The sequence below is a fragment of the Mesorhizobium sp. B2-4-1 genome, from assembly GCF_006442185.1.
In the GTDB taxonomy this organism is placed as follows: domain Bacteria; phylum Pseudomonadota; class Alphaproteobacteria; order Rhizobiales; family Rhizobiaceae; genus Mesorhizobium.
The window spans coordinates 807,763-819,852 of sequence record NZ_VFVN01000001.1; the positions used below are offsets into that span (position 1 = coordinate 807,763).

A 12,090-nucleotide genomic window follows, 5' to 3' on the forward strand; every position below is an offset into this window, starting at 1 on the left:
TCAGTCCTCGAAACGCGGTGCGGTTTCGTCGAGCAGCGCATTGGCCTGCGCGATCGCCGCCTTGGGATCGACACCGTCGGCGAACACCGCACTCGACAGGGCGACGAACTCGGCGCCCGTATCTGCGACGGTTTCGATCGAAGCGAGCTCCGATCCGGCCATGACAATGCAGGGGATCTGAATCATCTGCGCCCACCATTGTCCCAGCGCCACGTTGCGCGGATGCGGATCGGGCTTGTTGTCGTAGCCGAAGCGGCCGAAGAAAATATAGTCGGGCCTGACTTCGCCGAGTTCGAGCGCGTCATCACGCGTCTTGGCGCCGCCGGCGCCGACCATCATTTTTGCCTGGAAATGCTCGACCGTCTCGGCGAGCTCGGCCTTGGAGACCTCGACATGAATGCCGTCGGCCTGGACACGCCCGGCAATGCGCGTATCGCCGGCAATGACGACCGCGATGCCGGCCGCCTGTGCCGCCGGTACGATTTCGGCGGCGAAGGCCTGGAAGGAAGCTTCGTCCATGTCGTTCTGCGGCAGGATGAGCGAGGCGACGTCGCCGCCCTCGAACGCCGAGACGATACGGGCGGCCGGCACGCGAGATGGCGCGATCAGCACGATGCGGCAGCGATTGGGGGGCGTTGCGTCGTTCATGGTCTTCGATCCCGGGTTTCGCCTATGCCGGGCGAAGATGGTTGGATTGCGGCATAGAGCAAAGTGCCCGCTTTGAACAGGCGGGCAGGCGGGATCGCTATTTTTGACCGCCGAAGCGCCGGCGATTGGCGTTACTCGATCGGTTGCGCACCTGCCGCGGCAGGCCTTGGCTTCCACAATTTCCAGCCGAGATTCATGCCGGCGGCCGCGATCAGGATGGCGGCGGCACCGACGAGTTGGCTGAGATGCAGGCGATGGCCGAATGCCGTGACGTCGACCAGGATCGCAACGATCGGGTAGATGAAGGACAGCGACCCCTGCAGGTGCGTCGGCAGCTTCTGGATGGCGCCGTACATCAGGATGTACATCAGACCGGTGTGGACGATGCCGAGCGTCGCCAGCATGGCCCAGCTCCTTGCGTCGGTCGGAAGATGCGAGAGATTGGCGAAGGGCGCCAGCATCAACACGCCGACGCAGACCTGGACGAGCGCGATGAGATGCGGCGGCGTGCCCTTGAGCTTCTTGGTGACGATGGCGGCGACGGCCCAGAAGAAGGCAGCGGCCAGCGCCATGACGATGCCGGCGAAATAGTTGGTGCCGATATCGCCGGCGTCAGGGGCGGCCTCGACGATCAGCACCATGCCGGCGAAGGCGATTGCCAGCCAAGTCAATTTCGTCAGGGTCAGCCGCTCGCCGAAGAAGAGCGCGCCGAAGCCGACCAGCATGAAAGGCTGGATATTGTAGACAGCGGTGGCGATCGAGATCGACGCGCGCGAGAATGCACTAAACAGCAGCAGCCAGTTGACGACGATAGCGGCGCCACCGAGGGCCGCGATGGCGAAAACGCGAAGCGACAGCCTGTTGCGCAACAGGCCGAGGCCGACGCAGATGAAGAGCAGCGTCACCGCGCCGAAAGCGCAGCGCCAGAACACCACATCCATGATAGGCTGGCCGGACAGGACGACGAACCATCCGATCGTTCCCAGAATCGCCATTGCGGCGGACATTTCGATCGTCCCACGTGCTGTATCGCTCACGACAAATCTCCAGATCGTTGCTTGTGCATAATCTCATGCTGATCCTGAGCTTTCCACCCAGCGAGAAAGGTGACATGCTGGTTTTGCCTATTAAAAATAGGCAAATACCCGGAAATCCTGAGAATGTGAAATGCTTGACGATCTCGACCGACGTCTCCTCGAAATCCTGGTGAAGGATGCGCGGACTTCACTGAAGGAGCTGGCCGGCCAGGTCGGGCTGTCATCGCCGAGCGTTTCGGAGCGGCTGAGGCGGCTCGAGGAGCGCGGGGTTATCAGGGCTTTCACCGTCGAGATCGACCCGCTGGCGCTCGGCTATACATTGCAGGCGATCGTGCGCATCAAGCCGCTGCCGGGCAAGCTGCACATCGTCCAGAAGCTGATCGAGGAGATCGCCGAATTCGGCGAATGCGACAAGGTGACGGGGGACGACTGCTTCGTCGCCAGGCTGTTCGTGCGTTCGATCGCCGACCTCGACGGTATCCTTGATCGCATCGCCGACAAGGCCGAGACCAGCACCGCCATCATCAAGGCGCAGCCGATCCGGCGGCGGCCGCCACCGCTCGGCGCATGACCGGTCCGCGTTTCTTGACTCTGCTTGGCGGTGGTGGAAATGCGTGGCGGCTCCGCCAGTCAGGCATATGAACAACGAGGAAAGAACATGGCGCAGAATGTCTATGATCAGCCGGATTTCTTCGCAGGCTACAGCCAACTCGGCCGGTCCGTCGAAGGGCTGGACGGCGCCGCCGAGTGGCCGGCGCTGCGCGCGATGCTTCCCGACGCCAGCGGCTTGCGAATCGTCGATCTCGGTTGCGGCTTCGGCTGGTTCTGCCGCTGGGCTCTTGAACACGGGGCCAAGGAGGTTCTGGGTCTCGACCTGTCGGAAAAGATGCTCGCCCGGGCGCGTGCCGCCGGCCCGGACGCCGGCATCGTCTACGAACGCGCCGATCTCGATGAACTCAGCCTGCCGCCGACGGCTTTCGATCTCGCCTACAGCTCGCTTGCCCTGCACTATGTCAGCGATGCCGCGCGGCTGTTCCAGACCGTGCACCGGTGCCTGGTCCCCGGCGGGCATTTCGTCTTCTCGACGGAGCATCCGATCTATATGGCTCCGACCCATCCCGGCTGGTCTGTCGATGCCGAAGGCCGCAAGACATGGCCCGTCGACCGGTATCTGGTGGAGGGACCGCGCAAGACGGACTGGCTGGCCAAGGGAGTTGTGAAACATCACCGCACCATCGGCACCACGCTCAACACGCTGATCCGGTGCGGCTTCACCATCGAGCATGTCGAGGAATTCCGTCCGACCGACGCGCAGATCGCGGCCAAGCCCGAACTGGCGGAAGAGCTCGAGCGGCCGATGTTCCTGCTGGTCTCGGCCCGGCGATAGGCAGAGCAGAATGGGCCGGCCTTGCTGTGGCGACGCCCACATTTGCTGTCGCTCCGCTCGGGAATCTGGGCTATTCAGGCGTTGACTCGCTTTCCCTCCAGACCAGTCCCTCCTCCATGTCAGGCCTGCTTTCCGATCCGTGGTTCTATGCGGCCGCCGTCCCGGCGGTCATTCTGGTCGGCCTGTCCAAGGGCGGATTTGGCGGCGCGGTCGGTTTCGTCGGCGTGCCGCTGATGGCGCTGACCATGCCGCCGGTGCAAGCGGCGGCCATCCTGCTGCCCATCCTGTGCCTGATGGACATCGTTTCGGTATGGACATGGTGGGGCGTCTATAACAGGAAGATGCTGGTCGACATGATGCCCGGCGCGGTGATCGGTATCGGTCTCGGTTGGCTGACGGCCGCACTGGTCACCGAGGAGGCCGTGCGGCTGATCGTCGGCGCCGTCGCCATCATTTTCGTGCTGCGCTGGCTCTATCTGAAGTACCGCCACGGCGCCGACCATGCGGCGCAGCCCAACCGCGTCGCCGCGGCCCTCTGGGGCACGGTCGCCGGCTTCACCAGCTTCGTCGCCCATGTCGGCGGCCCGCCCTTTCAGGTCTACGCGCTGCCGATCCGGCTCGACCCGAAGGTGTTGTCCGGCACGGCGGCGATCTTCTTTGCCGCCACCAACGCGCTGAAGCTCGTTCCCTATTTCGCGCTCGGCCAGTTCGACAGCACCAATCTGACCGCGTCGGCGGTGCTGATGCCGCTGGCGCCGCTATCCACCATCGCCGGCGCCTGGCTGGTGCGCCGCATGCGTCCGGAGATCTTCTATCCCTTCACCTATGCGACGGTGGCCGTCGTCGCGGTGAAGCTTCTGTGGGACGGGATCGCCGGCCTGATGTAGCCGGGACCGTTTTCGCCTGCCTCAGGCGACGCTCGGCACCATGCGCCTTGGTCGGCCGAGCGCCAGGGTGGCGCCAGCCGCCAACACAAGCCCCATGGCGGCAAGGACCGTGAAGTCGTCGATGGTCGGCTTCAGCACCATGTCGGCGATGATGACCAGCATCACCGCATAGTCGAAGCGCGCCGCCCGCAGGATGCGCTGGCCATAGGCTAGGGCGGCCGGCGTCACGCCATCCCTGGCGATCATCGCGCCCATGCGATCGGCGCTCGGCTTGAAGACGAACATGCCGATTGAAAAGGTGGTCGCGTAGCCGGCAAGGCCGATCAGGATCCACAGTTGCGAGAAGCCGACCCAGAACCAGCACATGATTAGCCCGAAGGCCAATGTCAGCATCGACATCGGCGCGAAGAAGCGGTTTCCCAATTCGCCCGTAGCCCGCATTGCCTGCAGCGTTCCCTGGATGTTTCCCGACCGATCGGCGAGCGTCGCCAGCACCATCAGCGCGAAACCGCCGCCGACCCATAGGGTCGCCGAAAGAATGTGCAGCAATTTAACGATCGAATACCAGTCCATGCTTCTCCTCGGCGCCTGATGTAGCGGAAGGAGCGAATCCTCGCCTGCCGCTTCGATGGCCAAGCGTTTATCGCCGCGCCTGTTTCGGAACGATGTCGTGAAAAAACCAGTTCTGTTTCAAGTGCCGGCTAACGTAAGGAGCCACTGATATTGCGAGCGCGCCATCCGGTTTTCTGCTATTATGAGGGGCGTCCGGGGGCGCGACATCGTCCAGAAACAGTGCCGATGCTAGTGCGCCCGCGCCGGGAGCCCGGTGGCGAGAGCAATCGCCTGACGATCAACCCTTTCCCGAACACGGGAAAGGCAACTCGGGGGAAAGATATGCAAGGGGTAGCACGGAATTTCTTCACGCTGGCCGTTATCTATGCGCTGTGCGGCATGGCGCTCGGCCTGTACATGGCGATCAGCCAGGACCATGGCCAGATGCCGACCCACGCCCATACGATGGTCGCTGGCTGGCTGATGTCGGCGGTCTTCGCCTTCTTCTATCACCTGTTTCCGGCGGTCGGACAGAAGACGGTTGCCGTCGTTCACTTCTGGCTGACCGCAATCAGCGGCATCGGCCTTTTGATCGGGCTCTACTTCCTGCTTGGCGGCGATGCCGCGATCGAACCGCTGGTGGCGGCGTCTTCGATGGGTTTCTACGCGGCCTTGCTGCTGTTTGCCTTCATCGCCTTGCCGGCGGTTTGGAAAACGGCCTGAGCCGAGGCTCGGCACATCCTTCAGGAACTGTGCTGTTACGGCACAGTGGCGCGGGGTTCGCTCAAAAAACATCGGCGCCGTTAAGGGTTCATTAAGCTTTACAGGCGTTTACTATGCGCATCCAGTGATCTGGATTCTTACCGAGTGGTTGGAGCCACTTTGTTTGACGCCTCCCTGTTAAACTCCTGAGAGCCGCCTTATCCGCGGCTCTTTTTTTGTCCGCTTTCCAGCGACACGGTCCGCACCGGATCACGTTAACCTTCTGTTAAACATGTGCTTGCCTTCACCCCGGACGAGGCGCATTTTCAAGCTTCAGTTATGTAGGGTTCCGGGTGTATCGGCAGTAAGCCGAATCGGCCGGTTGCAAGTGCAGGGGCGTATCGATGAACGAGCCTTCGAAGGGCAGCGCGAAAACCGTCAAGCTGGCGGAACGTCGGGTCTTTTCGCACTCCTTCAAACCGCTCTACCAGGAAGGCATGGGGCTAGTCGAACAGGCGGCGGAGTATCTCGACGGCAAGGGCCGGGCCGAGGCCAAGAAGCTGTCGCGGCTGGCGGCCACGCTCTATGCGGCCGAATCGATGCGGCTGACCACCAGGCTGATGCAGGTCGCCTCGTGGCTGCTTCTGCAGCGCGCCGCGAATTCCGGCGAGATGACCCGCGACCAGGTCGCATCGGAAAAGTCCAAGGTGCGCCTCGACACCGCCTCCGCCCATGACGAGGCGGCCGGCTGGGCCGAACTGCCCAAGGATTTCCTCGACCTCGTCAACCGGTCGCTGCGCCTGCAGGCACTGGTGCGCCGCATGGACGAGGAGATCTACGGCGCCGGCGCGGTGGTCGACATGCAGCCCATGAGCCGCCGGCCCAATCCGGTCTCGGACCAGATCAGCCTGCTCAACACGGCTTTCGCCCGAAACTGAACTATTCTGGAACGTTCCCGGTCAGCGCGTTACTGTTTCCGGTTTGTTCACATTTCGCTGGCATCGCTGTCTCCGGGAGATAGAGTAACCGAATGAGGGACGCGATTCGCATCATCGGTATCGATCCGGGGCTCAGGCGCACCGGCTGGGGCATTGTCGAAAGCCTCGGCAATTCGCTGCGCTTCGTCGCGTCCGGCACGGTGCGTTCCGAAGACAAGGCGGCGCTGGCGACGCGGCTGTGCCAGCTGCATGACGGGTTGACTGAAATCCTGCATACGGCCATGCCGCATGAGGCGGCCGTCGAACAGACCTTCGTCAACAAGGATGCGGTGGCGACGCTGAAGCTTGGCCAAGCGCGCGGCATCGCCATGCTGGTGCCGGCACGCGCCGGCCTGGTCGTTGCCGAATATGCACCCAATGCCGTCAAGAAGGCGGTGATCGGCGTCGGCCATGGCGACAAGAAGCAGATCCACATGATGGTAAAGGTGCTGCTGCCGAAAGCGACCTTCGACACCGAACATGCCGCCGACGCGCTCGCCATAGCCATTTGCCACGCGCATCACCGGCAAAGCGTCGCCTATCGGATGGCACTTGCCGGTTGACGATGTTCTTGACTTGTTCCCTTGTCTGTCGTAGGTAATACTTTGAGGTATTACCATGCGCGTCACCACCAAAGGCCAAGTCACGATCCCCAAACAGATAAGGGATCACCTGGGTATCCGCCCGGGCTCCGAGGTGGAATTCGTGGCCACCGATGAGGGTGCTCGGCTTGTGGCCGTCAACGAGAATCTCCCCGAGGAGGAGAAATTGCGCAGGTTCAGTAATGTGCTTGACCGGATGGAGGGGACGTTGGATCTGGGTGGCATGACGACCGACGAGTATATGGAGTGGCTGAGGGGGCCGCGTGAAGATCTCGACGTTGATTGACACAAATGTCCTGATCGACGTTTGGGGGCCGGCCGGACCGCTGACAAAATGGTCGGCGTCTGCAATCGCCTCATGCCGCCGCGACGGCGACTTGGTGGTCAATACGATCATCTGGTCTGAACTGGCGCCGCTGATCGCCTCGGAGGCAGCGCTTCGAAAAGCGGTCGACATGCTCGAGATCGATCGCGAGTTTCTGCCCTGGGATGCGGCCTTCCTTGCAGGTGTGACGCATTCCCGTTATCGCCGTGCTGGTGGAATCCGCGAACGAACCTTGCCGGACTTCTTTATTGGCGCTCATGCGACCGTTGCCGGACATCGTCTTTTGACGCGCGACGCCGCGCGTTATCGCAGTTATTTCCCGGACCTTGACATCATTTCTCCTGAAACGCACCCATGAGGGCCTATCTTCCATGAAAGATTTGGCATGATCGGCAAGCTCAAGGGTATGCTCGACGAGATCGACGAGGATCATTGCCTGGTCGACGTGCATGGCGTCGGTTACGTCGCCTACTGCTCGGCGCGCACGCTTGCCGCGCTGCCTTCGCCCGGCGAAGCGGTGGTGCTGTTCATCGAGACCTATGTGCGCGAGGACATGATCCGGCTCTACGGCTTCCAATCGGTGCTGGAGCGCGAATGGTTCCGGCTCCTGATGACCAATGTGCAGGGCGTCGGCGCCAAGGTGGCACTGGCCATCCTGTCGACACTGGCGCCGGCCGACCTTGCCAACGCGATCGCGCTGCGCGACATCGCCATGGTTTCCCGGGCGCCGGGCGTCGGCAAGAAGGTGGCCGAGCGCATCGTCACCGAGTTGAAGAACAAGGCGCCGGCCTATGCCGGTGCCGCCTCGGGCACGATCGGCTTGAAGCAGGAGCTCGGCGAAGGCGTGGCAGCCGCGCCGATCACAGACGCGGTCTCGGCCCTAGTCAATCTCGGCTATTCCCGCGACACCGCCGCCAATGCGGTGGCGGCGGCACTGAAGACGGCGGGCGAGGAGGCGGACGCGTCGAAGCTGATTCGCTTCGGGCTCAAGGAACTAGCGCGATGAGCGCACGCTTGTCCGGTTCCCGGCCATATGCAAGGAAGGCGGCATGAGCCTTTCCCCCCGTCTGATCGCTCCGGAAAAACGCGGCGAGGATGCCGACCAGAGTTTGCGGCCGCAGACGCTTGACGATTTCGTCGGCCAGGCGGCGGTGCGGGCCAACCTCAAAGTGTTCATCGAGGCCGCCAAGGGGCGCAAGGAGGCGCTCGATCATGTGCTGTTCGTCGGGCCGCCAGGTCTAGGCAAGACGACGCTGGCGCAGATCATGGCGCGCGAGCTCGGCGTCAACTTCCGCTCAACCTCCGGACCGGTCATCGCCAAAGCCGGCGATCTCGCCGCACTCTTGACCAATCTCGAAGAAGGCGACGTCCTGTTCATCGACGAGATCCACAGGCTGAATCCTGCGGTGGAAGAGATCCTCTATCCGGCGATGGAGGATTTCCAGCTCGACCTGATCATCGGCGAGGGGCCGGCGGCGCGCTCGGTCAAGATCGACCTTGCCCGTTTCACCCTGGTCGCCGCCACCACGCGGCTCGGCCTGCTCACCAATCCGCTGCGCGACCGCTTCGGCATCCCGGTGCGGCTCAACTTCTACACGGTCGAGGAACTGGAGCAGATCGTGCGGCGCGGCGCACGCATCCTGCAAATGCCGCTCGGCGATGACGGCGCGCTGGAGATCGCGCGGCGCGCGCGAGGCACGCCGCGCATCGCCGGCCGGCTGTTGCGGCGCGTGCGCGATTTCGCTTCGGTCGCCGGCGATGGTCATGTGAACCGCTTGATCGCCGACGAGGCCTTGACCCGGCTGGAGGTCGACGCGCTCGGCCTCGATGCGCTCGACCGCCGGTATCTTTCGATGATCGCGCGCAATTTCGGCGGCGGGCCGGTCGGCATCGAGACGATCGCCGCCGGCCTGTCCGAGCCGCGCGATGCCATCGAGGACATCATCGAGCCCTATCTCATCCAGCAGGGTTTCATCCAGCGCACGCCGCGCGGCCGTGTGCTGACGGCCAATGCCTGGCGCCATCTCGGCCTCGACGCGCCGAAGGACCTGGCGCAACAGCAGATCAATTTATTCCAGGAAGAATAGCGGCCCCCGGCGGCGGCGTTCGGGCCGGCGATCAAGCGTCGCAACCGCTTTGCGGTGTGCGACCGGAGATCTTGCTGATCGATCCCGGCGGTGTGGAGCAACGGCGCTCAGTGAAGCGACCGGATCACGTCCAGCACATCGTGCTCGGCCTTTTCGCCGTTGAAAGCATCGACGATGCCGAAAGCGCCGCCGTAACTCCAGACCGACCAGGAGAAGCCATGCGCCTCGGCGCGCGCGATCATGTCCCGGACATAGGCGGCACGATAGCCGGCCGGCATCACATAGGGATTGCCGTATTCCTGGCGGATCATGCCGAACTCGCCCAGCGTGACGTTTTCCGGCCTGATGCGGTTGGCCTTCGCCCAGGCATCGACGCCCTTGAATGGGGCGTCCATGAGACCAAGCAGCTTGGCGTCGGTGTCCATGCTGGCTACCTGCTCGTCGAGATAGGCAAGCAGCCCGCCCTGCCGCGCCCAAGGTGCCTCGGTCTTGATCCTGGCGCGGATGGCGTCGAGCGTGACGTCGAGCTCAGCCGGCGGCACCGCGGTCAGCGGGTAGGGCAGGCCGGTCACATAGGGAATGAAATCGCCGGCCCAGGTCGCGCCCTGATGGGTAAGCAGGAACGGATCGTAGGAATGGAAGGTCCAGATGACGTTGTCGTCCGGGATCGCCATCGGATCGATTTTTTCCAGCGACGACGCCGCGGAATAGCAGGCCCCGGTCAGCACAAGCGTCAATCTCGTCGCCGAAGAACGCGCCGCGGCGAACAACCTCTGCTGGCGTTGCGGCCACAGGCTGGTGCCGTCGGCGTCGCAGTCGACGATCGGTTCGTTCATCGGTTCGAAGGCCACTTGCCCCGGATCTTCCCCGGCGAGCGTGTGCGCCATCTTGCGCACCACCTCGACATAGGCATCGAATGTCACCGGGTTGTTCATCACCTCGGCCATGCCGATCTTGCGCCCACTGCCGGCGGGGATCAGATGCATGTCGACGACAACCTTCAGGCCGGCGCGGTTGATCATGCGGACAGAGTCCAGCACGCTGGCATAGAGATCCTCGCGCAAGGCCATCGTATTTTCGGAAAGGAAGGGCGAAGGATCGACCGGCATGCGCAGGAAATCGAAGCCTGCATGCTTCAAAGCCTCGAGATCGTCGTCCTTGAGAAATTTGCGCCATTCCGGGTAGGGCAGGATGGCCTTGGCGTTGCCCCATTGGTCTTCGCCCGGCCAGGTCACCCACTGGTCGAGATTGAGCCCGCGCTTCATGGAGAAGGTCGCGGCCTGGCTCGGCCCGGCCAGAGCCATCACGACGAACAGAGCCATCACCACGAACAGCGCCGTCACCAAGGTCTTGATCATCGCCGTCAACAGTGCCATCCGATGCCATGTCACGCGCGGCACAGGTGCCTTGCCGCGACTGAAAAAGGAAGCGCAATGGACGATCATGGTGAATCCGCGACCTTGCTGGCGGGGATTTCCGGTGCGCTGACGGCGTTCGGCCATCGGCTGATGGCGCGGGTCTACTATGCCGACACCGATTTCTCCGGCGTCGTCTACCACGCCCGCTATCTCGAATTTCTCGAGCGCGGCCGCTCCGACTATCTGAGGCTGAGCGGCGTCCACCACACCGAACTTGCCGATGGCAAGCATGGCGAAAGAATAGTCTGGGTGGTGCGTCGCATGGAGATCGACTTCCGCATCCCGGCCCGCATGGACGACATCCTGACGATCGACACCCGGACCGAGGAAATCTCCGGCGCGCGCATCTTCATGGCCCAGCAGCTCAAGCGCGGCGACGAGGTGCTGGTCGAGGCCAGGGTGGAGGCGGCGATCATAGGCGAGAATGGCCGGCCACGCCGCTTCCCCAGGGAGTGGATAGCAGCGTTCATACCCAAGGCGGGCTAAAAGGCCGACGTCGTTGGTATCGCCGGCGCCGGCTTGAAGCGCGGCAATGCGCCGCGTCTGGTGGACTAACCCATCCTTAACCATAACGGTTCATGAAGAGATTGGTGAAGATTGGCGCTATCCAGCGCCTTCCTTTCACCAACATTTGCCCCGAAAAGGCCGCGAAAGGCACGTTTTGGGGTTGTTCCGGTAGCTTCGCGCGAACCGACCACAAGGGATGCCAGGGGCCAGCCGCCAGCTTCGCTCGGAAATCTTAAGGACGTTACGATGGAAAATATCGCACTCGCCGAACCGGGCGCGCAATTGTCGATTTGGGCGCTGTTCATGCAGGCCAGCTGGGTGGTCAAGCTGGTCATGATCGGGCTGCTCTGCGCCTCGGTCTGGACCTGGGCGATTATCGTCGACAAGCTCGTATCCTATGCCCGCATGCGGCTGGCGCTGAACCGGTTCGAGCAGGTGTTCTGGTCGGGGCAGTCGCTGGAGGAGCTTTACCGCACGTTGGCCGACCGCAAGACATCGGGCATGGGCGCCATCTTCGTTGCTGCCATGCGCGAGTGGAAGAAGAGTTTCGAAAAAGGCGCCAAGACGCCGCTCGGCTTGCAAACCCGCATCGATAAGGCGATGGACCTGGCGCTGACCCGCGAGATGGAGAAGCTCGAAGGCCGCCTCGGCTTCCTCGCAACCACGGGCTCGGCGGCCCCGTTCATCGGCCTGTTCGGCACCGTCATTGGCATCATGACGTCGTTCCAGGCGATCGCCGGCTCCAAGAACACCAGCCTGTCGGTGGTCGCGCCCGGCATCGCCGAGGCGCTGCTGGCGACCGCCATCGGCCTGCTCGCCGCCATTCCGGCCGTCATCGCCTACAACAAGCTGTCATCGGATGCGAGCAAGATCGCGGTGCGCATGGAAGGGTTCTCCGACGAGTTCTCCGCCATACTCTCGCGCCAAATCGATGAAAAAGTAGCGCCGAAGGCCTGAGGAG

The 12,090-nt window shown here is 63.1% G+C and carries 16 protein-coding genes; 12 read left to right on the forward strand and 4 right to left on the reverse strand.

Annotated elements, in window-relative coordinates; all coding sequences use genetic code 11:
* Both FJ949_RS04145 and FJ949_RS04150 read right to left on the reverse strand, forming a co-directional pair.
* Positions 1-648: a thiamine phosphate synthase gene (locus FJ949_RS04145; protein WP_140493183.1), complete on the reverse strand. Its 648-nt coding sequence runs from the start codon at positions 646-648 to the stop codon at positions 1-3.
* Positions 649-779: 131 nt separating this feature from the next.
* On the reverse strand, positions 780-1,685 hold the full coding sequence (locus tag FJ949_RS04150) for a DMT family transporter (RefSeq protein ID WP_140493186.1): 906 nt from the start codon (positions 1,683-1,685) through the stop codon (positions 780-782).
* A 130-nt stretch (positions 1,686-1,815) separates the two neighbouring features.
* On the opposite strand from FJ949_RS04150, the gene FJ949_RS04155 reads away from it, so the two are divergent.
* The 3 genes from FJ949_RS04155 (at position 1,816) to FJ949_RS04165 (ending at position 3,959) form a co-directional block, all read left to right on the forward strand.
* Positions 1,816-2,256, forward strand: coding sequence for an Lrp/AsnC family transcriptional regulator (locus FJ949_RS04155; RefSeq protein WP_140493190.1), 441 nt, complete (start codon positions 1,816-1,818; stop codon positions 2,254-2,256).
* An 87-nt stretch (positions 2,257-2,343) separates the two neighbouring features.
* Positions 2,344-3,072, forward strand: coding sequence for a class I SAM-dependent methyltransferase (locus FJ949_RS04160; RefSeq protein ID WP_140493193.1), 729 nt, complete (start codon positions 2,344-2,346; stop codon positions 3,070-3,072).
* Between the two features lie 116 nt (positions 3,073-3,188).
* Entirely contained in the window at positions 3,189-3,959 is a 771-nt protein-coding gene (locus FJ949_RS04165; RefSeq protein WP_140493196.1) for a sulfite exporter TauE/SafE family protein, read from the forward strand.
* A 21-nt stretch (positions 3,960-3,980) separates the two neighbouring features.
* Here FJ949_RS04165 and FJ949_RS04170 read toward each other — a convergent pair whose 3' ends face one another.
* Positions 3,981-4,532, reverse strand: a complete 552-nt coding sequence (locus FJ949_RS04170) for a DUF2269 family protein (RefSeq protein WP_140493199.1) — start codon at positions 4,530-4,532, stop codon at positions 3,981-3,983.
* 321 nt (positions 4,533-4,853) lie between these two features.
* Between FJ949_RS04170 and FJ949_RS04175 the strand changes: the two genes are divergently transcribed.
* The 7 genes from FJ949_RS04175 (at position 4,854) to ruvB (ending at position 9,204) form a co-directional block, all read left to right on the forward strand.
* Complete coding sequence (locus tag FJ949_RS04175) at positions 4,854-5,234, forward strand: cbb3-type cytochrome c oxidase subunit I (protein ID WP_140493202.1); 381 nt, start codon at positions 4,854-4,856, stop codon at positions 5,232-5,234.
* Positions 5,235-5,617: 383 nt separating this feature from the next.
* Positions 5,618-6,151: a DUF1465 family protein gene (locus FJ949_RS04180; RefSeq protein WP_140493205.1), complete on the forward strand. Its 534-nt coding sequence runs from the start codon at positions 5,618-5,620 to the stop codon at positions 6,149-6,151.
* 92 nt (positions 6,152-6,243) lie between these two features.
* Positions 6,244-6,753 (forward strand): crossover junction endodeoxyribonuclease RuvC, encoded by a 510-nt coding sequence (gene ruvC / locus FJ949_RS04185; protein ID WP_140493208.1) that lies wholly within the window; start codon positions 6,244-6,246, stop codon positions 6,751-6,753.
* Positions 6,754-6,808: 55 nt separating this feature from the next.
* Positions 6,809-7,078, forward strand: a complete 270-nt coding sequence (locus tag FJ949_RS04190; protein ID WP_140493211.1) for an AbrB/MazE/SpoVT family DNA-binding domain-containing protein — start codon at positions 6,809-6,811, stop codon at positions 7,076-7,078.
* A complete protein-coding gene (locus FJ949_RS04195) occupies positions 7,056-7,475 on the forward strand; it encodes a type II toxin-antitoxin system VapC family toxin (protein WP_140493214.1) in 420 nt (139 codons plus the stop codon). The genes FJ949_RS04190 and FJ949_RS04195 overlap by 23 nt, the downstream gene beginning before the upstream one ends.
* Before the next feature lie 27 nt (positions 7,476-7,502).
* Positions 7,503-8,123: a Holliday junction branch migration protein RuvA gene (gene ruvA / locus FJ949_RS04200; protein ID WP_140493217.1), complete on the forward strand. Its 621-nt coding sequence runs from the start codon at positions 7,503-7,505 to the stop codon at positions 8,121-8,123.
* 43 nt (positions 8,124-8,166) lie between these two features.
* Complete coding sequence (gene ruvB, locus FJ949_RS04205) at positions 8,167-9,204, forward strand: Holliday junction branch migration DNA helicase RuvB (RefSeq protein WP_140493220.1); 1,038 nt, start codon at positions 8,167-8,169, stop codon at positions 9,202-9,204.
* A gap of 107 nt (positions 9,205-9,311) precedes the next feature.
* On the opposite strand, the gene FJ949_RS04210 is transcribed toward ruvB, so the two are convergent.
* The gene (locus FJ949_RS04210; protein ID WP_140493223.1) at positions 9,312-10,580 is read right to left on the reverse strand and encodes a cellulase family glycosylhydrolase; all 1,269 of its coding nucleotides are present in this window, start codon (positions 10,578-10,580) and stop codon (positions 9,312-9,314) included.
* 57 nt (positions 10,581-10,637) lie between these two features.
* Here FJ949_RS04210 and ybgC point away from each other — a divergent pair, with 57 nt between their 5' ends.
* Together ybgC and tolQ are read left to right on the forward strand one after the other, a co-directional pair.
* Positions 10,638-11,108, forward strand: a complete 471-nt coding sequence (gene ybgC, locus FJ949_RS04215) for a tol-pal system-associated acyl-CoA thioesterase (protein WP_140493226.1) — start codon at positions 10,638-10,640, stop codon at positions 11,106-11,108.
* A 267-nt stretch (positions 11,109-11,375) separates the two neighbouring features.
* The gene (gene tolQ, locus FJ949_RS04220) at positions 11,376-12,086 is read left to right on the forward strand and encodes a protein TolQ (protein WP_140493236.1); all 711 of its coding nucleotides are present in this window, start codon (positions 11,376-11,378) and stop codon (positions 12,084-12,086) included.
* Positions 12,087-12,090 lie beyond the last annotated feature (4 nt).